This window comes from Paenibacillus sp. ClWae2A (assembly GCF_032452295.1).
GTDB lineage: Bacteria > Bacillota > Bacilli > Paenibacillales > Paenibacillaceae > Paenibacillus.
In genome coordinates, this window is the sequence record NZ_JAULSQ010000002.1 from 687,760 (window position 1) to 710,581 (window position 22,822).

The 22,822-nt window shown below is 45.7% G+C and carries 19 protein-coding genes; 2 read left to right on the forward strand and 17 right to left on the reverse strand.

The features are described from left to right. Positions 1–113: 113 nt before the first annotated feature. From polA to QVE09_RS09120, 8 genes are all read right to left on the reverse strand, one after another. On the reverse strand, positions 114–2,768 hold the full coding sequence (gene polA / locus QVE09_RS09085) for a DNA polymerase I (RefSeq protein WP_315936548.1): 2,655 nt from the start codon (positions 2,766–2,768) through the stop codon (positions 114–116). Positions 2,769–3,001: 233 nt separating this feature from the next. Next, the gene (gene phoU, locus QVE09_RS09090) at positions 3,002–3,661 is read right to left on the reverse strand and encodes a phosphate signaling complex protein PhoU (RefSeq protein ID WP_017689478.1); all 660 of its coding nucleotides are present in this window, start codon (positions 3,659–3,661) and stop codon (positions 3,002–3,004) included. Between the two features lie 63 nt (positions 3,662–3,724). Beyond that, complete coding sequence (pstB, locus tag QVE09_RS09095) at positions 3,725–4,480, reverse strand: phosphate ABC transporter ATP-binding protein PstB (RefSeq protein ID WP_315936549.1); 756 nt, start codon at positions 4,478–4,480, stop codon at positions 3,725–3,727. A gap of 227 nt (positions 4,481–4,707) precedes the next feature. Beyond that, on the reverse strand, positions 4,708–5,889 hold the full coding sequence (locus QVE09_RS09100; RefSeq protein WP_315936550.1) for a methyl-accepting chemotaxis protein: 1,182 nt from the start codon (positions 5,887–5,889) through the stop codon (positions 4,708–4,710). Positions 5,890–6,041: 152 nt separating this feature from the next. Beyond that, positions 6,042–6,770 (reverse strand): response regulator transcription factor, encoded by a 729-nt coding sequence (locus QVE09_RS09105; protein ID WP_091032528.1) that lies wholly within the window; start codon positions 6,768–6,770, stop codon positions 6,042–6,044. A 116-nt stretch (positions 6,771–6,886) separates the two neighbouring features. Further along, a complete protein-coding gene (gene pnpS / locus QVE09_RS09110; RefSeq protein ID WP_315936551.1) occupies positions 6,887–8,707 on the reverse strand; it encodes a two-component system histidine kinase PnpS in 1,821 nt (606 codons plus the stop codon). Positions 8,708–8,750: 43 nt separating this feature from the next. Then, positions 8,751–9,098, reverse strand: coding sequence for a cupin domain-containing protein (locus QVE09_RS09115; protein ID WP_315936552.1), 348 nt, complete (start codon positions 9,096–9,098; stop codon positions 8,751–8,753). Between the two features lie 248 nt (positions 9,099–9,346). Beyond that, entirely contained in the window at positions 9,347–10,219 is an 873-nt protein-coding gene (locus QVE09_RS09120; protein ID WP_315936553.1) for an SDR family oxidoreductase, read from the reverse strand. Positions 10,220–10,609: 390 nt separating this feature from the next. Here QVE09_RS09120 and QVE09_RS09125 point away from each other — a divergent pair, with 390 nt between their 5' ends. Beyond that, entirely contained in the window at positions 10,610–12,169 is a 1,560-nt protein-coding gene (locus tag QVE09_RS09125; RefSeq protein WP_315936554.1) for a histidine kinase N-terminal 7TM domain-containing diguanylate cyclase, read from the forward strand. A gap of 264 nt (positions 12,170–12,433) precedes the next feature. Here the strand turns inward: QVE09_RS09125 and QVE09_RS09130 are convergent, their stop codons facing one another. The 4 genes from QVE09_RS09130 to citZ form a co-directional block, all read right to left on the reverse strand. Beyond that, the gene (locus tag QVE09_RS09130) at positions 12,434–12,859 is read right to left on the reverse strand and encodes a hypothetical protein (protein WP_315936555.1); all 426 of its coding nucleotides are present in this window, start codon (positions 12,857–12,859) and stop codon (positions 12,434–12,436) included. A gap of 135 nt (positions 12,860–12,994) precedes the next feature. Beyond that, positions 12,995–13,936 (reverse strand): malate dehydrogenase, encoded by a 942-nt coding sequence (gene mdh, locus QVE09_RS09135; RefSeq protein WP_315936556.1) that lies wholly within the window; start codon positions 13,934–13,936, stop codon positions 12,995–12,997. 15 nt (positions 13,937–13,951) lie between these two features. Then, on the reverse strand, positions 13,952–15,244 hold the full coding sequence (icd, locus tag QVE09_RS09140; protein WP_315936557.1) for an NADP-dependent isocitrate dehydrogenase: 1,293 nt from the start codon (positions 15,242–15,244) through the stop codon (positions 13,952–13,954). A 147-nt stretch (positions 15,245–15,391) separates the two neighbouring features. Continuing rightward, positions 15,392–16,504: a citrate synthase gene (citZ, locus tag QVE09_RS09145; protein WP_017689488.1), complete on the reverse strand. Its 1,113-nt coding sequence runs from the start codon at positions 16,502–16,504 to the stop codon at positions 15,392–15,394. Between the two features lie 531 nt (positions 16,505–17,035). Between citZ and ytvI the strand changes: the two genes are divergently transcribed. Next, on the forward strand, positions 17,036–18,154 hold the full coding sequence (gene ytvI, locus QVE09_RS09150) for a sporulation integral membrane protein YtvI (protein WP_315936558.1): 1,119 nt from the start codon (positions 17,036–17,038) through the stop codon (positions 18,152–18,154). A gap of 104 nt (positions 18,155–18,258) precedes the next feature. Here ytvI and QVE09_RS09155 read toward each other — a convergent pair whose 3' ends face one another. The 5 genes from QVE09_RS09155 to accD form a co-directional block, all read right to left on the reverse strand. Then, the gene (locus tag QVE09_RS09155; RefSeq protein WP_036609835.1) at positions 18,259–18,657 is read right to left on the reverse strand and encodes an FxsA family protein; all 399 of its coding nucleotides are present in this window, start codon (positions 18,655–18,657) and stop codon (positions 18,259–18,261) included. 7 nt (positions 18,658–18,664) lie between these two features. Next, positions 18,665–19,201, reverse strand: coding sequence for an acyl-CoA thioesterase (locus tag QVE09_RS09160; RefSeq protein WP_397387021.1), 537 nt, complete (start codon positions 19,199–19,201; stop codon positions 18,665–18,667). A 101-nt stretch (positions 19,202–19,302) separates the two neighbouring features. Next, a complete protein-coding gene (gene pyk / locus QVE09_RS09165) occupies positions 19,303–20,730 on the reverse strand; it encodes a pyruvate kinase (protein ID WP_315936560.1) in 1,428 nt (475 codons plus the stop codon). Positions 20,731–20,835: 105 nt separating this feature from the next. Continuing rightward, positions 20,836–21,867: an acetyl-CoA carboxylase carboxyltransferase subunit alpha gene (locus QVE09_RS09170; RefSeq protein WP_315936561.1), complete on the reverse strand. Its 1,032-nt coding sequence runs from the start codon at positions 21,865–21,867 to the stop codon at positions 20,836–20,838. Continuing rightward, entirely contained in the window at positions 21,868–22,761 is an 894-nt protein-coding gene (gene accD, locus QVE09_RS09175; protein ID WP_315936562.1) for an acetyl-CoA carboxylase, carboxyltransferase subunit beta, read from the reverse strand. Positions 22,762–22,822: the final 61 nt, after the last annotated feature.

The following is a 22,822-nucleotide window of genomic DNA, read 5'->3' on the forward strand; positions in this document are numbered from 1 at the left end:
TCTCACCTCCCCTATATTATAACGGAAGATGGCGCTCAGCGGGACCCTTTTCTTATATCTCAAACATGGAAGGGCCTATTGTAAAATACCGGAAAAACCGCGCAACACTTGATTTATTTCGCTTCGTACCAGTTATCACCAAAGCTGACTTCTGCTTTCAGCGGAACCGACAGTTCCAATGCTTTTTCCATAACTGAAGGGACTAACTCTTTCATCAGTTCCAATTCATCCGCAGGCACTTCGAATACAAGCTCATCGTGCACCTGAAGCAACATACGGCTCTTCAACTTGCGTTCCCGCAGCGCTTCATCCATCTGTACCATGGCCAGCTTGATGATATCAGCCGCAGTTCCCTGAATCGGTGTATTCATCGCGGTACGCTCTGCGAAGGAACGCAGATTGAAGTTACTGGCGTTAATCTCTGGCAGGTAGCGACGTCGTTCCAACAGCGTTTTGACATAACCATCCTGGCGAGCTTCCTTCACAATGTCATCCATATATCGGCGGACACCCTGGAATACTTCAAAATACTGGTCAATAAACTGCGCGGCCTCTTTACGCGTAATATGCAGGTTCTGGGACAAACCATAATCACTTATTCCATAAACGATACCAAAGTTAACTGCCTTGGCGGAACGACGCATATCTCCATCCACATCCTCAGGCTTCACGCCAAATACATCCGAAGCGGTCTTTGTATGAATATCCATATCGTTGACAAAAGCTTCCTTCAAGCGCTCATCGTCCGAAATGTGGGCCAGTACACGCAGTTCAATCTGGGAATAGTCTGCTGCCAAAATGGACCATCCGGGCTCGGAAGGAACAAATACCTTCCGGATTTTGCGACCTTCCTCCATCCGAATCGGAATGTTCTGCAAGTTCGGGAATTGACTGCTAAGTCGTCCCGTTGCAGCAATGGTCTGACGATAATACGTATGCACCTTGCCATCCCGATCGGATATCTCTTTGAGTAATCCTTCCACATAAGTGGATTGCAGCTTGGCAAGCTGACGATATTGCAGAATATGCTTGACCACATCATTATAAGGAGCCAATTTCTCCAATACTTCCGCATCTGTGGAATAACCCGTTTTGGTTTTCTTCACTACCGGCAAGCCCAGTCTATCAAATAAAATCTCACCCAGTTGCTTCGGTGAATTCAGATTAAATTCCGTTCCTGACAGCTTGTAGATCTCAGCCATCAACCTGCTGATCTGTTCTTCAAACTCACTGCCCAAAGCCTGTAGATCGGCTGTATTGGCCTTAATGCCCTGTTTCTCCATGTCCGCCAATATGCGTGACAACGGCATCTCCAGTTCATGGAACAGCGAATTCATCTCATCCGTTTCCAACACCTGCTCCTGAAGTGGAATAATGGCTGCGACAGCAGCAGCTTTGCGGCATAGGAAATCACCCAAGATCTCTACTTCCGGCACCTTGTACTTGGCCCCTTTGCCCATAACCGTGTCATCCTCCACAAGTGATGGCAGACCATACTTGGTCGTGAGTCCACTAATCGTCTGGTTGGATTCCGTTGGATCAAGCAAATAAGCTGCCAGTTGTACATCAAATGACGCACCAGCGAATTCAATGCCATGCGCATGCAGGGCCAGATCTACACGATGAAGATCATACCCGCGCTTGGGCTGCTCTGAATTACCAAGCCATGCCCGCACTGGAGCCGCAGCCTCGGAATGAAGCAATTCGGGAGATATGAACGTATACGTTCCAGCAGAACCTACAGCTAGTCCAATCAATTTTGCTTGGTGCGGGTTATCCCCATGTGTCTCCACGTGGAGGACATCAATGGAATCCAGTGAACTGAAAAGCTCACTGATGTTGTCTTCTGTTGCAATGAAAGACTCCACTTCGGCAGCAGGGACCGCTTCCTGTTCAGAACCAATGCTGCCACTGAACGACAGACGTTCGAGCAAGGATTTGAATTCAAGCTTAGCTAGTGCAGGGCCAGCATGTTCTTCTTTTAATCCAGCAAATTGCATATCCTCCCACGTCTGCTCCAGCGGAACTTCCCGGTGAATCGTCGCGAGTTGTTTGCTCATCCGGGCATCTTCGGCATGGGCCTCGATCTTTTCTTTCATCTTGCCTTTCAGCTCACTTGTGCCGTTCAGCACATCCTCTACCGATCCGAACTGGTGCAGCAGCTTCAAAGCTGTTTTCTCACCAACCCCGGGAATACCCGGAATATTATCGGACGCATCGCCCATCAGACCCTTGAGATCAATAATTTGCAGCGGCGTCAGACCATAACGCTCCTTAATCTGAGCAGGATCATACAGTTCAATATCGGTTACCCCTTTGCGCGTCAGCCCGATATGTACATGTTCGGAGGCGAGCTGCAGCATATCTTTGTCACCCGATACAACGAGCATCTGTCTGCCCGCTTCATCCGCGCGTTTGGTTAACGTTCCGATGATGTCATCCGCTTCGAATCCAGCGAGCTCAAACTGAGCGATGCCAAGTCCTTTCAGCAGTTCTTTGAGCAAAGGGAATTGCTCTGACAACTCTGGTGGTGTTTTCTCCCGTCCACCCTTGTATTCCTGATACCCTTCGTGGCGGAACGTGGTTTTGCCTGCATCAAATGCAACCATGACATGTGTAGGCTTATGCTCTTCAAGCAGTCTCAGCAGCATCGTGGTGAAGCCATATACCGCATTGGTATGCAGACCTTTCGAGTTGGTCAGAGGCGGCATTGCAAAAAACGCCCTGTAAATAATGCTATTTCCATCTATGAGAATAAACTTGTCCATTCCAGCACCTCGCGTATTATATGGTCAACCTCTTCAAATTACATCTACTCTCATGATACCATACCCACCTGTCACATCAAAAAGAATAGCCTCTTTCACTTCATATTTAATCGCAAAAAAGAACCTTCTCCACAGACAGCTGTACACAGCCTACCTGAGAGAAAGTCCTTTTCCATTCATATGATTGTATTACTTAATCAGTACTGATTCCCCAATTCCAAATCAATACTCTTCTATTGATTCAGATCTGGACGTTTACCTGTCACCAGGTATACCGTGCTCTCACCAATGTTGGTTGCATGATCGCCAATCCGTTCAATGTAACGTCCAACCATCATTAATAGCATAGCCTGAGAAGCCTGATTCGGGTGCTCTGTCATTAACGTGTAGAGATCACTGATCATGTGGCTATACAGTTGATCGACCTGATCGTCCGTCTGAGCCATTTTATAGGCCAGATCTGTGTTTTCTTTCAGGAAAGATTCGATGGATTCATCGATCATGGATTTCACAATTTCTGCCATTTGCGGGATATCCACCAAAGGTTTAATCAGCTTCTGTCCATCCATCCGGAGTGTCACCTTCGCCACGTCGAGAGCAAGATCTCCCATACGCTCCAGATCACTGGAGATTTTGAATGCCACGATAATACGTCTGAGATCCTTTGCCACCGGCTGTTGTGTGATGATCAGTTTGGAGCCAAGTTCCATAATTTTGTCTTCAAGGGCATTCAGATTCGCATCATTCTTGATGATGACCTGAGCTTTCTCGGCGTTCATCGTTTGTAAACTCTCAATAGCACCATCCAATGCTGCTCCTACATGTTCACCCATTTGTTTGAGCAAGGTACGCAGCTCTTCAAGCTCCTGATCAAATTCTTTTCTGCGAATCATAGATTTCATGTCCTCCTTATCCATCATCTCCGGGTATGCCGGGATCATTCCAATTCAGCTCGCTTAACCGAACCTTCCAGATATATAATCCTCGGTCCGGGAATCTTGCGGTGTGGAGAATAACGTCTCCGTATCAGCTGCCTCCACCACTTCACCATTCAGGAAAAATACCGTGCGTCCAGATACCCGTGCCGCTTGGTGCATATTGTGGGTAACCATAACGATCGTGTACTTGTGATGCAATTCCTTCACTAACTCCTCAATCTTCAATGTGGAGATTGGGTCGAGTGCAGACGTTGCTTCATCCATCAGCAGAACGTCAGGCTGTACAGCCAGCGCCCGTGCAATACAGAGACGCTGTTGTTGTCCGCCGGACAAACTAAGTGCCGACTTTTTCAATACATCCTTCACTTCATCCCACAGTGCAGCATGGACAAGACTTTGTTCCACCAACTGGTCCAGTTCAGCCTTTTGGGTTACCCCGTGCAAGCGCGGTCCATAAGCGACGTTATCGTATATGGATTTTGGAAAAGGATTCGGTTGTTGGAACACCATGCCCACTCGTTTGCGCAGTGTCTCCACTTCAATCTCATTACTGTAAATGTCAGAGCCATTCAGCATAACCTGTCCTTCCACACGAACACCCGGAATCATGTCATTCATCCGGTTTAACGTTCGAAGCAATGTCGATTTACCACAACCTGACGGCCCGATGAACGCAGTAACGTTTTTTTCCGGCAGATCCATCGATATATTTTTAAGCGCGTGATGCGTATCATAGTATAAATTAAGATTTTCAATGTGAATGAGGTCCTTCATGGATGTTCACTTCTCCTTCGCTGCAGGGACACGAAAACTCCCTTTACGTTGAGACCGATGCTGATAATCTGTCATCGCTGCTCGGCCATCTTTAATATCCTACCCTTTCATTGTAAAAATAGTATCACTTTCATGTTAACGGAATGTAAAAAAGACATCCTTAACCTTCATGATCTGCTTGATGGATCAATCTGATTGCTGATGTCTGCCTTATTGACTACTTTATATTACTCACTATTCGAAACCATCTCATCCAGCTTCGTACGAATGTGCTCTGCAACTTCTCCAGCTTTCCCGCCTTCCATAGCGATCTCCTCTGCTATACGAGACAAATCTCTCACCGCACTGTTCAGTTGTCGGAACGTTGCTCCCCCTGCGGTGACATGTACCGAACTGTCGTCAATCTCCGCTCCGCTTGCCTTAACCAGTTCAACAGTCTGAAGGGTCAATCCACCAATATTCTCTAACAATGAAGACATGTTCCCCGCAACGTCACGGGTCTGTTTTGCGAGCGCTCGAATCTCGCCTGCAACAATCTGAAAACCTCGTCCATATTCACCGGCATGAGCTGCTTCGATGGAAGCATTCAGGGCGAGGAGACCACTTTGATCTGCCAGGGAGCGAATGGATTGTGCCATGCCTGAACCTGTTTTGATCGAATTCAGCATGTGATCCGCATGTTGACCTTGACTCTCCATATGCTGATTTACCCGGTTATAGGAAGCATCAACGTGTTTCAAACTCTCTTCACCCTGCTTGGACAATGCCATGATCTCACGGGCCTCATGAACGGTCTGATTCGCTGCATGCACCAGCTTGGTGACCGCATCGTTGATTCTGGATATCTCCTGTCTGCTCTCGGACACCGTACGTACCCGTTCTGCCGAAGAAGCCTGTTGCAATCTGCGGGAGAGCGACATTACGTCACGCATCGTCAGCACACCAAGCAGTATGCCTTGGTCCGTAACCAGCAGACAATCGTAGAAATGCTGTTCATTCCGTCCAAGTGCGATATCAATAATCGTTGAGGCTTCCATATGAATATCTGCTATAACCGGAGATGTATTCACTACTTGTATGACTGGCTTACGGTAGAACAGATCTGCGGCAAAACGGCCATTTAACATGCGATATAACGTCTCTCGCATTAACAATCCAGTAGGTTTCATCTGCTCATCACACAGTACAATACATGGGTGCTCCTGATCTTGATTCATCATCGTCGCAGCTTCTCCACAGGTCGTATGGACCCCCGCGACAGGTACCTGACGATAATAGTCTTGCAAATGGATTACTGGTTCTTCAGCAACAACCGTTACTTCACTATGCTTCATTTCGGATGTTATTAATTCTTCACTATGTAAAACAACATGAGGCTGGTCAGGTTTCACTTCGAGCAACATGGGCATAAATGCGCAATCTCCTTTACGTATTAGCTCCGTCTTGAGATAGATTATGTAGGTATAAAGTATCACCCAGATAAGTCCATGCTACTCCCTCTACGTAAAGTAAAATCCTCCTTTATGTTAAACGAACGTAAAATAAAACTCCCCGATCATTGCTAACTTGAATGATGGGGAGTTTTTCTTTTGACAACCAATTTATAACCTACACCACGAATGGAATCAATGTGAACCGATTCCGGGTCCAGCTCCAGCTTTTTACGTAATGAGCTGACGTGTACGTCCACCGTTCGTTGACCTCCAATATAATCGAAGCCCCACACAGCGTTCATCAGATCATCCCTTGTTAGTACCACACCCGGCTTTTTGGCCAAATATAGAAGTACTTCGAACTCTTTTGGACGAAGGCTGATGGATTGTCCGCCCAGTGTCACTTCATATTTCAAAGGATAGATCTCCAGCTCTCCCAGAATAATTCGTGAGCCATCTTTGTCCTCAAGCTGTGGTAAATCTTCGCCATTGGAATAACGTCTTAATACCGCATCCACTCGGGCTAATAACTCAGATACACCAAATGGTTTGGTAATATAATCATCGGCACCCGATTTCAGTCCCTGTACAACCTCGGCTTCACCGTTCTTGGCCGTCAGAATGATAACCGGTGTACTGACACCCTGTATTCTTAATTTGTTCAGAATGTCCAGACCATTCATGCCCGGAAGCATCAAATCCAGCAAAATGAGATCAAATTCCTGGGACAAGGCCCGATCATATCCTGCAGATCCATGATCCTCTGCCGTAACGTCGTAACCTTCCTGTGTCAGGTTATACGTGAGTAATCTTGATAATGTAGGTTCATCTTCAATAACTAGTAAACGCTGTGCCATGATACCCCTTCTCTCTTCATAGGTTGTCTGTTGCCACAACACTTTTTATATCATAGCACTAATTTGTTAACGCGGTGTAAAACAATACACACTTTTTACATTTTGATACCAGAAGCCTACATCTCTTCATCCTGAATGAATGGAAGGATAACCCGGAACGTTGTTCCCATGCCCAGTTCACTCTCTACAGACAGTTTGCCATGATGCAATTCCACCAGATGTTTAACGATGGAAAGTCCAAGGCCCGTGCCCCCTGAATTACGGGATCTGCCTTTATCCACGCGATAGAACCGTTCGAAGATTCGCGGCAGATCTTTTTTCGGTATGCCAATGCCTGTATCCGACACCGCAAAGACCACTTCATCATCGTTATCCATCGTTACCTGTAACTTCACTCGTCCACCATCCGGGGTATAGTTGATTCCGTTCGATAACAGGTTGATAAATATCTGCTTCATCTTGTCCTCATCCGCTTCAATGTACAGTTCCTCCGGAACATGCATTTCGAGACGAATCTGCTTTTTCTCCGCCACTTTGGACAAGGTGCCCAGCACCATTTCGAAGAAAGAGTGTACATGAACAGGTGAACATTGCAGCGGCGCACGTTTAGATTCAATTTTGGATAACTCCAGAATATCCCCAATTAATCGGTTAAGTCGATCTCCTTCATCATAGATGATTTTCAGGAATGAGCGTTCCGTCTCCTTATCCTGTACCCCTCCACTGAGCAACGTTTCGGCAAAACCTTTGACCGCAGCAACAGGTGTCTTGAGCTCATGAGATACATTTGCGACAAACTCACTGCGCATCGACTCCAATCGGCGAATCGCCGTCACGTCCTGCAACAGGAACAACATGCCTCGATACCCGCCATCATCTTCGGACATCGGTACTCCATCAAGACGGATCAGTTTTTCCTCCGGGTTAAACACACTCACTTCTTCATGCATCCGTTCTTTCAGTGCAACACTCTCTTCAATGGTACGTGTTAATTCGTAGTGTCTTTTCAATTCAGTATAAGGTTTACCCGTAACTTTTCCTGCCTGAATACCCAGCATACGCTCCGCTTCCCGATTGACCAGTGCAATGGATTGCCCTGCGTCGATCATGACAATGCCGCCCGTCATATTCGCGAGGACACTCTGTAGCAATGCTTCATTATCCCGAATCGTCTTCAGTTGGGACTGCAAGCTGTCTGCCATTCCGTTGATCGCAAGCCCCAGCTGTCCAATCTCATCTCTACGCGTTACATCAACTCTGGCATCGTATTCCAGCTTGGTGATCCGATGAGCTACTTTTGTAATATGCTCAATCGGGGAGGTTAATCCGCGTGCAACCCGATAACTGACAAATGCGACAATTAAGAACAATAGCCCAAGTGCAGCAAACATAATCATCCAACCACGTTGAAGACCCTGATCAACCGCATGCAGACTCATGGAAAGGCGAATGTAGCCATCAAATTTGCCACTCGGCATTTCAATCATGTCACTTTGATCCGAATTAACAGGTAGCGCTACATACAACATGTCCTGTCCCAATGTTTCACTGTAACGTATGGACTGCCCGTATCCATCCCCTACCGCACCCTTGATTTCTTCCCGGTTCAAGTGATTATCCATCGATGCTGGATTACTCTCGGAATCTCCAATAACCGTGCCGTCTTTATTGATGAAGGTTACCCGGGAATCCGTCAGACGATCCAGTTCCAGCGCCCGATCAGAATAATACTTTCGTGTGGCTTCAGAGGTTGGATCACTTGCATCATGGAATGGAAAAGTGGCTTTGAGCAAATTAATTTCGCGCACCATGGTTTGCTCCAATGCGGTTATATGCGTAGTCTTAAACACTCTGCCCATCGTATATCCAGCCACAATGACGGATACACCAATCAGCACCATCATAATGATGGCAAGGCGAATTCGGAACGGTCTCATCTATCTCTTCCTTTATGATCAGATTAATATTTAATGAATATGCCTATATTGAATCCAGTTCAATTCGGTCCCCACGGGTACCCGGATTGGAAATCACGAGAAACTCCACTTCTTCTTCGCTCTGATTCATCATCTGATGCGGCATTCCGGGTGCAATCTCTATTCCTTCATGGGTTTCCAGCACAAACGTCTCTCCATCAAGTTCCATACATGCTTCACCGCTGAGGATGAAAAAAAACTGACGGCTTACCGAATGATAATGTCGTATTTCAGCCGTTCCTGCGGGCATTCGTTCATGAATAATGCTCAGTGTTTCATTTTGAACAAGGTGCCAGCCATCGCAATGCCCACCCCATATATAATGCGCTGCATTCTGTTTGCTCATTTTCATATGACTTGCCCCTCCGAGTATAATTGCTCGATCTATCATATCACAGATTAGAGAGTTTCCAGTCAGACAAGGCTAATAATAAAATATCATAGTTGTATCAACAGAGATGCCGACTTTTGTAAACAGTGCTAAACCGCTTCTTTGACTTATACATCCCCCTGATATCAAAAAGGCGCACCGCTCAGCCATGCTGAAAGCGATACGCCTATCTATAATCAAGCCTATACAAACTAAACCTTCTTAACGTATTATCCGTTAACCACTTCGCCGCCATTCACATGTATCACCTGTCCGCTCACATACGAGGAATCATCTGAAGCAAGATATACATAGGCTGGAGCCAGTTCATCCGGTTGTCCCGGCCGCTTCATCGGTTGCGTTGCACCGAACTCACTTACCTTTTTCTCATCAAAAGTGGATGGAATGAGCGGTGTCCAGATCGGCCCTGGCGCAACGGCATTAACACGAATTCCCTTCTCAATCACATTCATCGATAAAGAACGTGTAAACGAAGTGATTGCTCCTTTGGTAGAGGAATAGTCAAGCAGGGTCGGGCTGCCGCGATAGGCTGTGATGGAGGTTGTATTAATAATCGTACTGCCTTTCTTCAGATGTGGCAGGGCTGCCTGCGTCACATAGAACATGCCGAAGATATTGGTACGGAATGTTCGCTCCAGTTGTTCGGGCGTAATATCCTCCAGATTCTGCTGCGGGTGCTGTTCTGCAGCGTTATTCACGACAATGTCCAGCTTGCCCAGTTCATCCACTGTCTGCTGAACCGACTTCTTCGCAAAGGCATCATCACCAATATCCCCGGCAATCAAAATGCACTTGCGTCCTTCTTGCTCGACCTGTCGCTTCGTTTCCTTGGCATCTTCGTGCTCGCTTAGGTATACAATCGCGACATCCGCGCCTTCCTTGGCATACGTTACAGCAACAGCACGTCCAATTCCGCTGTCTCCCCCTGTAATGAGTGCCACCTTATCCGTCAGTTTGCCTGCTGCCTTATATTCCGGCTTCTCAAACTCCGGTCTGGGATGCATCTCCGATTCAATTCCGGGGCGTTGATCCTGGTGCTGTGCTGGCATGGTTTTTTGATTTTGTTGTGTATTGGTTGACATCTAACATTCTCCTCTCAAAATGTGAACATGTTTGGATTACAGAAGACATGGACTCTAACTGTAACCTTCCTTGTCTTTCGTTCTCTGAAAAAGTCTCATTCTGTAGGATGGCATGAACAGTTCAGATTATTCTTCTGCGATGAACAGCAACTTTACCCTCAGTGTGCTGTCTCTAATCGTTATTTACCACTTCCTATGGATATCAAACAAACCAATTGCATCACTACTTGTTTTATAGAGAATTCGAAATTTATTCGAAATTAGACTGTTTCATGATACAAAGTGTATTCCTATGCTGCTTGGGCTGATGTACAATGTACAGTATACTGATGTGTTTTAACTCTCATTTTTACTGGTATAATCATCCTAACCTAACATGGAGACCTGACAATGGAATCGCATATTAATTCATATATAACACTCGTAGCCACTTCAGCCGTGCTGAATGTCTTTTTGTGTTTATATACCTATTTCAGAAGATCCGAGATCCCCAGTTCCAGAATATTCATTCTCTACACAGCAGCACTCTCCATATACACTTTTGGTTATGCAATTGAGCTGGCCAGCAACACGTTGGAGCAGATGAAGTTTTGGACCACCGTGGAGTATATAGGCATGCCCTTCTCCGCTTCTCTTGGTCTCATGTTGATGATAAAGTACACAGGAAAAACATTATCCAAAAAGGTAACTGCCGCATTGTTTGTAATCCCTTCCATTACACTAGGTATGGTTGCAACCAATGACTTTCATCATCTTTTTTATAAAAAAGTATGGTTGAGAGAAGATAGTCCCGTTCCTCTGATGGATATCGCAGTGGGTCAATGGTATGTTGTACACGGTGCATTTACATTCTCCTGTCTGTTATGTGCCTGTCTCATTCTGATTGGACAATGGAGACACACCAAGAAGATGTATCGTCGTCAATTACTTACTCTGATTACTTCACAGATTATTCCTATGGTCGCTGCTTTTCTGTACTTGCTTGGTTTGACTCCTGGCGGAATGGACCCCGTACCCGTACTCATGTGTATCACATCTGCCATGTATATCTGGGCCATCCTATCCTCTCGTCTCCTCACCATCGTGCCCATCGCCAAAGACAGTATTTTCGAGAGCATGCGTGAAGGTGTTATTGTACTGGATAGTTCCAATCGACTGGTCGATTACAACAGATCTCTGCGTGACATGTTGCCAGAGCTTAATACAACCATGATTGGTCAACTCTTGGATGACATCTGGCTTAATCTTGCTGGAGAGACGTTTCCCGTTGATTACAACAAGGAAGGATTGCAAACCGATCTGTACTGGCAGTTAAACGGAGAGACCGTCTGTTATCAGGTCAGGACATCTTACGTGTATAACAAGGATGCACAGACTGTGGGCAGTCTAATTATGCTAATCGATATAACGGAACAACGCTTCTTGCAAGAACAGCTGAAACAACTGGCTTATTTCGATGGTCTGACCAAAATCTATAATCGCACTCAATTTTTGCATAGAGGACGGGAGATTTTGAGTGAAGCTCATCCTAATCTAAAGCCTGTATCATTTATTTTATTTGATATTGATTACTTCAAACGTATTAACGATACCTACGGGCATGATGTTGGCGATCAGGCCATTATTCATGTTGTCTCTGTATGTAATCGATATTTAAGCCCTGAGATGTTGTTCGCCCGTTATGGAGGAGAAGAGTTTGTCATCGCTCTTCCCAATACCTCGCTTCAAGAAGCCGAGAATCTTGCAGAGCAACTGAGAGTTGCCTTGTTGAATGCCCCCCTGGATGTTAAGGGAGTGCCTATTACGCTGACCTCAAGCTTTGGTATTGCCCAGTACAATGGAGGGACGGATTCGCTGGAGTCCTTGTTGCGCGACGCTGATACTGCCTTGTACGAATCCAAGCGCAATGGTCGAAATGCAGTGCGTGCATATACTGTGAGCACAACCTGACCAATGTAGACCGTGTCTAATGGAACATGCATGATCTTATGTATAGTTGTGATCCCTATAGTTCCAATTCAAATAAACCGAGGACTGCTGATTTCATCTTGGAAATAACAAAAAATAGACAGCCTATAAGGCTGTCTATTTTTGTTTGTTTCAACGTAACACCATCTTACATATCATTCGGACTTGTCCTAATGACGTCTGCAAACGCTTAACCAACCACTACTAATACATCTTTGTAGGCTGGATTAACCGTACAGAACACACTTAGATCACCTGATTATTCACCATCAGGTATACCATGATTAGCAAGAATACAGCCAGAAGTGTACTGAACATACGGATCTTGCTTTGCTCAGGACCCACATCACGCTTATTTTTCACACCTTCTGCAGCGAGTCGCAACGGTTTACCCATAATTCCTCCAATAGCCGCAATAGCCAAGAGCAGAACAACAACGACAGCCATCCAGAGATGAGAATACTCGCCTTTTGTCATCAAGTAACCACCAGTAAGAAGTTGGATTACAAGTCCATACTGTGCGACTTTGTTCAAAGAACGAAGCGAAGCAAAGGCTCCCTCTTGTGCTGCAGCATTCAAGGTACGGATTTTACCGACCACAAATGGCAGAATCAAATAGAATCCCATCGCCAGTGCTCCAACAATATGGAGCAGATACATAATCATTGTCAAAATTTTCATCCTCCTCAACATTTTCGGTGTGCTATACATCACATCCCATTATACTGGGGAACTTATCCAAAGAAAAGAAAACCTCCGGGTTTACCGGAGGTTTTCTTTTAGCTTCTGTTCAAAAAGTTTTCAAACTTACAGGTTTACTACCGAAATGACGTTGCGAACCGAGTCAGCAGATTTATCCAATCCTGCTTTTTCTTCCGCAGTCAGGTCAAGTTCGAATATTTTCTCAATGCCGTTACCACCCAGAATGGTTGGTACACCGAGGAACAGATCATGATAGCCATATTCACCTTCAAGATAAGCGATCACTGGAATGATACGTTTCTTGTCCTTCAAAATCGCTTCAGTCATCTGAACAAGTGAAGCAGCCGGTGCGTAATATGCACTGCCGTTACCAAGCAGATTGACAATCTCACCACCGCCAACACGGGTGCGCTGAACAATGGATTCGATCCGGTCTGCCGGAATCAGGGTATCGATTGGGATGCCCCCCACGCTCGAATAACGAACGAGAGGCACCATATCGTCTCCGTGACCACCAAGAACGAATCCACGAACATCTTCAACAGATACGTTCAACTCTTGCGCAATGAAGGTACAATAACGTGCTGTATCCAGAACACCTGACTGACCAATAACACGGTTTTTAGGAAAACCAAGGGTCTGATAAGCTGCATAAGTCATCGCATCCACCGGGTTGCTTAGAATAATGACGATGGAATCAGGGCAATATTTTTTCACATTTTCACAAACGGACTTCACAATACCCGCATTCGTATTGACCAGATCGTCGCGGCTCATACCCGGTTTACGGGCGATACCAGCGGTGATGATTACAATCTCAGAACCTGCAGTATCTTCGTAGTTGGAAGTACCCACGATATGACTGTCAAATCCTTGAACAGGACTTGCTTCCATCATATCGAGTGCTTTCCCCTTCGTCGGGTTCTCCAGTTGAGGAATATCAACCAGCACAACATCCCCGAGTTCTTTTTGGGCAAGCATTAATGCGGTCGTAGCACCGGTAAAACCGGCGCCGACTACTGTGATTTTTTTGCGCTGAATAGTCAAGATTCACATCTCCCCTTACAGGTTTTTAATGATTTGATCCGCGAATTCAGAACATTTCACTTCAGTAGCGCCGTCCATCAGACGTGCAAAGTCATACGTTACTGTTTTATTGTTAATAGATGTTTCCATACCTTTGTAGATCAGGTTAGCTGCTTCTTGCCATCCCAAGTGCTCAAGCAACATTACTCCGGACAGAATAACGGAACCAGGGTTCACGACATCTTTGTCCGCGTATTTAGGTGCAGTACCGTGAGTTGCTTCGAAGATAGCATGTCCTGTTACGTAGTTGATGTTCGCTCCAGGAGCGATACCAATTCCGCCAACTTGCGCTGCAAGTGCATCGGACAGATAGTCACCGTTCAGGTTCAATGTTGCGATAACATCAAATTCGCCTGGACGAGTCAATACTTGTTGCAGAGCGATATCAGCAATCGCATCTTTTACGATGATTTTACCAGTATCTTCAGCGGCTTTTTGTGCTGCATTCGCTGCATCTGTACCTTCGTTTTCTTTGATGATGTCATATTGTGCCCAAGTGAATACTTTGTCAGCGAACTCATCTTCAGCCACTTCGTATCCCCAGTTTTTGAAGGCACCTTCGGTAAATTTCATGATATTACCTTTGTGTACCAACGTAACACTCTTACGATTATGATCAATTGCGTATTGGATTGCTGCACGTACCAAACGCTTGGAACCTTCGGAAGAAACTGGTTTGATACCGATACCGGAAGTTTCAGGGAAACGGATTTTGTTAGCACCCATCTCCTGTTGCAGGAACTGGATCACTTTTTTCACTTCTTCAGAACCTTCAGCATACTCGATTCCTGCATAGATATCTTCCGTATTCTCACGGAAAATGACCATATCTACCAACTCAGGACGTTTTACCGGAGAAGGTACACCGTCAAAATAACGAACAGGACGCAAGCAAGTGTACAGGTCAAGCTCTTGACGCAGGGCTACGTTCAGGGAACGAATACCGCCACCGATTGGCGTAGTCAATGGTCCTTTGATCGCTACGATATACTCACGAATGGCTTCCAGTGTATCATTCGGCAACCACTCACCGTATGTATCGAATGCTTTTTGTCCAGCAAACACTTCATACCATGCGATTTTTTTGTTGCCATCATAAGCTTTTTCAACAGCTGCATCCAATACACGTTTGGAAGCTTTCCAGATATCACGGCCTGTACCGTCACCTTCGATAAATGGAATAATCGGATTACTAGGTACTTGAAGTGTACCGTTATCAATTTGGATTTTTTCGCCTTCAGTTGGGTGAGCAAATTTTTCTAATTTCATAGTTAAAATTCCTCCTAGGTTTCGTATATGCAGTATTCATCATACCACTAGTCTTGTTGAGAGAAGGGTCCTGAGAGCTTAAGCCAGTAAAGCCTCTGCTTTCCAACCCTTCACCTCGTCCATATTATTATACTGTTTTTGCGGCTATTAGCGAAGTTCAATAGAAACGTATTTCTGTTCTGTAGGACCAGTGTACTCCGCACGTGGACGAATGATGCGATTGTCCGCAAGCTGTTCCAAAATATGCGCAGTCCATCCAGATACCCGGCTGATGGCAAAGATCGGAGTGAACAATTCCTGTTCGATCTCCAGTTGGGTATATACAGAAGCAGAATAGAAGTCTACGTTAGGCTTCAGTCCTTTTTGTCCTGTTACCAGTTCTTCGATCTTCACAGACATATCATACAAGCGCGTATCATTGTTCATCTCGCCAAGTTCCTTGGACATCTTCTGTAAATGTTTGGCGCGTGGATCACCGTTTTTGTACACCCGATGTCCAAAGCCCATGATCTTTTCACGATTATTCAGTTTTTCCTGAATTGCCGCTTCAAGACGATCAGGCGTACCAATCTCATTCAACATTTTCATAACGGCTTCATTAGCACCGCCATGCAGTGGTCCCTTCAGTGCGCCAATGGCGGAAGTTACACCGGAATAGATATCCGACAGCGTAGCAACCGTTACACGAGCTGCAAATGTCGAAGCGTTTAACTCGTGATCTGCATGCAGGACAAGGGCTTGATCCAATGCTTTCACTGCGGTCTCGGATGGTTCTTCACCAGTCATCATATATAAAAAGTTCTCTGCGATGGAAGCGCCTTCTTTTGGAGCCACAGGTTCTTTGCCCTGACGGATACGGGCGATGGCTGCCACAATCGTTGGCAACTGTGCTTGCAACTTAACCGCTTTGTTCTCATTCGCTTCCGTTGTCATCTCATCTGCTTGCTCGTCGTACAGTGCAAGTGCAGAGACAGCGGAACGAAGTGCTGCCATGGTACTGACGTTTTTCGGATACAGTTGGATTTGTGCAATCAACTCGCTCGGAATCGGCGCGTAATCGCTCAGGCTTTTACGAAGGGATTTCAGTTCATCCGTTGTTGGCAATTTACCAAACCACAACAAATAGGCAACTTCTTCAAAGCTGGCATGTTCAGCCAAATCGTCGATATCGTAACCACGGTATGTGAGCACACCGTCTACAATAGAACTGATCGAAGAGGTTGTTGCAACGATGCCTTCCAGACCTTTGGTAGCTGTCATATTACATCTCTCCTTTAATAAGCGAAATCAGGAACCATTCCAGAGTGACATATAAGTGCCAAAATGCACCTATTCTCTTTTTGTAAACATTTTCATTTTAAAATTAACAAATATTTCAAAATACGGTTTTCCTATCTGTCAATCAGTATTTACTTATAACATCATACTGGATTTTGTCGTTTATGTGAACATGATGAGAGTTCATTCGCACATCAAACTTCTTTATCGGACCGATAAAGCATTTTTGAAAGCATTTACAAAAACAAGATTGACATTTAATGTTTTTTAACCAATCTTGTCGTATGTAGAACTTTCTATTGCTATATTCTGTAATACTAAGGCATACTCTAGGCAAAAGAAAGAATCCCGGTAGAGCTAGTTCAAAAGTCAGCTTTTGAACTAGCTCTGGTAACATCCCGGCGTTTCAAAACCTTGTAAATGCTCTATATTAATTAAGATAGCCATCTATTTCTAATACTGCTTCATGGATCATACATAGGTCGGCTTAATTGAAATAAGGAGAGTTGATGCTTGGATAGAATAATAATGAAACGCATGCTCCGCGGCTTATGGGTTATCATTGCGACCATTCTGATCGCCGTTGCCATATACTTGCTGTTCCCGCTTCTGTACCCTTTTGCGATTGCCTGGATTATCGCCTATGCCATGAATCCATTAGTGAGTCTGCTTCAGCATCGAGCACGATTCCCCCGCTGGCTGGCTGTGACTATTTCATTGATCCTTTATTTTGGAGCCATTGCAGTGGTACTGTCTGCGGCGATTACCCGCATGGTAAAAGAAGTCATTTCACTTACGACAAGCTTTGATCTTCATGTTGATGAGATTAAGGACACGTTTGTACGCTGGACCCAAAATGACACCATTCAAAGTTTGACTGCGCAGATCAATGAATTTTACAAGGAAAATCCCAACTACCAGGAAACCATCAACAGCAATATTAGTAAAACGACCGAAACGGTAGGTACAGCATTGACCGATCTGGTCACCGGATTTTTTAATATGATCCTGAGTCTCCTGACCTCCCTGCCGAACATGGGCGCGGTATTAATCGTTGTGTTGTTGTCTACGTTCTTCATTAGCAAAAGCTGGACCCGGCATAGCATTACCGTATCGGGCTGGGTGCCCTCTTCCATTCGCAAGCCAATATCAGACATATGGACTGACCTGAAGAAGGCATTGTTTGGGTATGTAAGAGCACAATTGATCATGATCTCGATTACAGCACTATTCGTCATGATTGGACTGCTAATATTGCAAGTCAATTCAGCCTTCACCATCGCTCTGATGATTGGTCTGGTCGATCTGCTTCCTTATCTGGGTGTCGGTCTGGTCATGGTGCCTTGGGCTGCATACCTGTTTATGAATGGGGATCTGTATCTGGGCATTGGCATTAGTATTATCTATCTGATCTTACTGATCGCCCGTCAGATTATTGAACCGAAGGTACTTGCAAGTAGTGTAGGGCTCGACCCACTCGCCACGCTGGTTGGCATGTTTGTGGGTTTGAAGTTGTTCGGTGTTCTGGGCTTGATTATTGGCCCTGTCAGTCTCGTGATCCTCGATGCGTTCAATCGGGCTAACGTATTACGCGACCTCAGAACGTATATCATCAACGGCCGTGTCCGATGAGGCATTAACTCTTATGAACACACAGGAAAAATAAAAAAAGGCTTCGTTCAACAGAAATCATCTGCTGAGCGGAGCCTTTTCCATTTTGCTTAACTACTGGTGTTTCATTTCGGACGACGATAAAACGTAATTTTGCCACTTTTCATTTTTTTCTCCAGCCACCCCAGGAAGAACAGACGGTAAACCGGACGTGTTAATGGAAATACCAGTGTAAACCCGATCAGATCCGTCACAAAACCTGGAATCAAGAGCAAGAACCCACCGACAAAAATAAAAAGACCATCGACCATTTTTCTTCCAGGTACCTTGCCACGCTCCATTTCGGATTTGGCGTCCACAAGTACTTTTCGCCCTTCAAACTGCAACATTGCTATACCAATCAAGGACGTGAGAATCATGAGAAGCAATGTCTTTCCGGCTCCGATCCAGTCACTCATCAGAATAAAACCAAATAATTCAATCACCGGAATGATTAAGAGTAAAGCCCACATCCATTTTCGCATTGACGTATTACCCCTTTCCCGAAAGCCACACCTTTTCAAGCGCGCTGTATAGCTCAGAAGCTGCCTTATCCAGCCGAACTGGCTTCCAGTCCCCATTCACCCATACATGCTGGGTAGAACCTGTAACTAGCCGCTCACCGGGAAGTGATTCATCAGCTGACCAAACCCGTTCTCCAATCGCCATATGCTCATCAGGTTCTTCAGACATGCGTCTTATGTCATACTCATAGTTCAGTCGAAGACCACTAAATGCAGCAATACGGGTGAAAATGATAATCTCATCATCACATCGGGCAGGCTTGTGATACTTCACATCCAGTCCGGTTACGGGAAGCAGTAACCCCTGTTCCTCCATTTTACGATATGTATACCCCATTTGGCGAATCATCTCAGTTCGACCGATTTCAAACCAATTCAAATAGTTCGCGTGGTAGACCACGCCCATCTGGTCACTTTCTTGATAGCGTACACGAAGACGTGCCGCATACCAGCTACCGTTGATCTGTTCTCGCACGTTATCGGCCTCCTTCGCTCTACCATTCATACGTGTTACATCGTTGTAAAGTGTCAATAAGATGGAAAAAAAGCAACGGGACAATAAAGCCCCATTGCTTCTTTCCTGTTGCTTCTCCATCCAAGACGCTATTAAGCGTTGTTTGGAATTTGGCTTACTTTAATCAGGTTGGTAGAACCGGAACGACCCAAAGGTACACCTGCTGTGATCACAACCAGGTCTCCTTCTTTAACAAGTCCGGATTTTACGCCGCCTTCAATTGCGTTTTCGAACAAAGCATCCGTGGAATCAACCAGTCTTCCTTTGACAGGAGTTACACCCCAAGCCAGAGCCAAACGACGGGAAGTTCTGTCTTCCGTAGTCACAGCGATGATTGGAGATTCTGGACGATACTTGGAAATCATGCGTGCAGTGTGTCCTGATTCAGTTGAAGTGATGATCGCTTTTGCGTTCAAATCTTGAGCTGAGAGGGCAACCGATTGGCTGATTGCTTCTGTAACTGTTGTTTGTTGAGCAACACGCTGTTTCAGATACAGCTCTTGGTAAGGCAGAGCAGATTCTGCTTTTTCAGCAATACGGGACATGGTCAGAACGGATTCAACCGGGTATTTACCCGCAGCTGTCTCACCAGACAACATGATTGCGTCCGTACCATCGAAGATTGCATTCGCCACGTCACTTGCTTCCGCACGTGTTGGACGCGGGTTACGTTGCATGGAATCCAGCATTTGTGTAGCTGTGATAACCGGTTTACCTGCAACGTTACATTTTTCGATCATGCGTTTTTGTACCAATGGTACTTCTTCCGCAGGAATCTCAACACCCAGGTCTCCACGAGCAACCATCAGGCCGTCAGACACTTCAAGGATTTCATCGAGGTTATCGACACCTTGTTGGTTTTCGATTTTGGAGATGATTTGGATATGTCCAGCATTGTGTTTTTCAAGCAATTCACGAATCTCAAGTACGTCACTTGCTTTACGTACAAAAGAAGCCGCGATGAAATCGACACCTTGCTCAATACCAAATACGATATCGTTAGCGTCTTTTTCAGTGATACCCGGCAGAGAAATGGCAACGCCCGGAACGTTAACACCTTTTTTGCTTTTGATCGATCCGCCGTTAACGATACGGCATTTGATCTCGGTGCCTTGCACTTCCACCACGGTCAGTCCGATCAGACCGTCGTCGATCAGAATTGTTGATCCCGGTTCAACATCATTCGGAAGATCTGTATACGTAATGGAAAGGCGTTCTTTGGTGCCCAGAATTTCTTCTGTTGTCAAAGTGATGTACTCGTCTTGAACCAATTCAATCGGTTCAACTTCGAGTTTACCTGTCCGAATTTCCGGTCCTTTGGTGTCCAGCAAGATCGCTACTGTTTTGTTCAACTCTTCGCATGCTTGGCGAATCGCAACGATCCGTCCGCCGTGCTCATCGAAATCACCGTGGGAGAAGTTCAGACGGGCCACATTCATACCGGCCATAATCAATTTTTTGGTGTTCTCCAGAGATTCACTGGATGGACCAATGGTACATACAATTTTCGTTTTGCGCATTTTGGGTTTCCTCCGATTTTAAAGGTATTACTCTTTATCTATTTTTCTTTTTCCAACTATTAAATTTACTATACTTTTGCTCATTTGTATAGGAAATTCGTCACATTATTCAGCATTTCCCGACAAATTACTCGCTACATCGACTTCTACAAGCTCTTGAGGAGCTTCAATGGATGCTTGAGGTTCAAACGTGACCGATCCAATTTTACGGAATTTCTCATAACGATCTTGCTTCAGCTGATCCCCGCTCCAACCCTTCATCTCGTCGAGATGACGGACCAAAGCTTCACTGATGAAAGCAGCAGACGCTTCATAATCCCGATGAGCACCGCCGCGTGGCTCAGGGACGATCTCTTCAATGACTTCCATCTCCAGCAGGTCTTTGGCTGTTATTTTCATCGCTTCAGCCGCCTGATCTGCCTTGGATGCATCCTTCCAGAGAATCGAAGCAGCGCCGTTCGGAGAGATTGCAGAATAGATCGCATGTTCCAGCATCAACACACGATTACCCACAGCCATAGCGAGGGCACCGCCGCTTCCACCTTCGCCGATGACCACAACAATAACAGGAACCGAAAGCTTCGCCATTTCCATCAGGTTGCGAGCAATTGCTTCCGATTGACCTCTCTCTTCTGCAGTATTACCCGGATACGCCCCTTTAGTATCAATAAACGTAATAATAGGACGGCCAAATTTGTTCGCTTGTTTCATCAGACGAAGTCCTTTTCGGAAACCTTCTGGATGAGCGCTGCCGAAAAAGCGGGCGATATTATCCTTCGTGTCTTTCCCCCGCTGTTGTCCGATTACCGTTACGGTCTTTCCATTCAATTTGGCAAGCCCGCCAACAACCGCAAGATCGTCTCCGAACATGCGATCACCGTGCAGCTCAATGAAGTCCGTAAATATCAGCTGGATCAGATCTAACGCCGTTGGGCGTTGCTGATGCCGGGCCAGATGCATCTTCTGAGCTGCCGTTATGCCAGTGTAGATCTCTTCTTCAAGTCTATGGTAACGTTCTTCCAGGCGGGCAATCTCGTCCGTGAAGTCGATCCCTTTTTCCTGTCCAAACTGTACGAGTTCATCAATCTTTTTGCGCATCTCAACCAGAGGCGCTTCATATGGCAACTCACCCGCCATTTAGACCCCTCCTTTTTCACTATGCATATCCAGAAGCTTGCCAAGAGTGGCCCGAAGTTCTTTCCGGTGGACAACCATGTCCAACTGACCGTGTTGCATATTAAATTCAGCCGTCTGGAAATCATCAGGTAACTTCTGACGGATGGTCTGTTCAATAACGATTCTGCCGGCAAAACCAAATACAGCGCCAGGTTCGGCAATATTAATATCGCCCAAGCTAGCAAAACTTGCCGAGACTCCACCTGTCGTTGGATCTGTAATGACCGAAATGTACAGCCCGCCCTGTTCATCCAAACGGGATAAAGCTGCGCTTGTTTTGGCCATTTGCATGAGGCTGAGAATACTCTCCTGCATCCGGGCACCACCTGATGTGGAGAAAATAATCAATGGCAAGCGCTTCTCTGTTGCATGCTCAATGGCACGGGTAATTTTCTCTCCTACAACAGAACCCATGCTGCCTGTGAAGAAATCAAAGCTCATGACAGCCACAACTACAGGCAGGCCCTCAATGGTTCCTTCCCCTGTAATTACCGCTTCCTTCAGGCCCGATTTCAGACGCTGTTGTTCCAATTTGTTGCTATATCCAGGAAAGCCAAGCGGATCAACCGATATCATATCAGCGTCAAACTCAACAAATCCTTGATCATCAAGTACCATACCAATACGCTCCATAGCGTTAAGACGCATATGGTAACCGCAGGCAGGACATACTTTCAGATTTTTCTCCAATTCCTTGCTATATTGAATGGTGCCGCATTTGCTGCACTTGTTCATAAGCCCTTCAGGTATTTCACGTTTTGGGCGTTCTAGGACTTCCTGGCCTTCGCCGGGAAGTGCACGCTCGGAAGGTATGGTAGCGTACTTCCGTTTCTTCTGGAATATATCTTTGAACACAACTACACCTCTCCAGCCGTTGATTTGATGGCCGCAACCTGCAGAACGCTGCTTGTGGCAG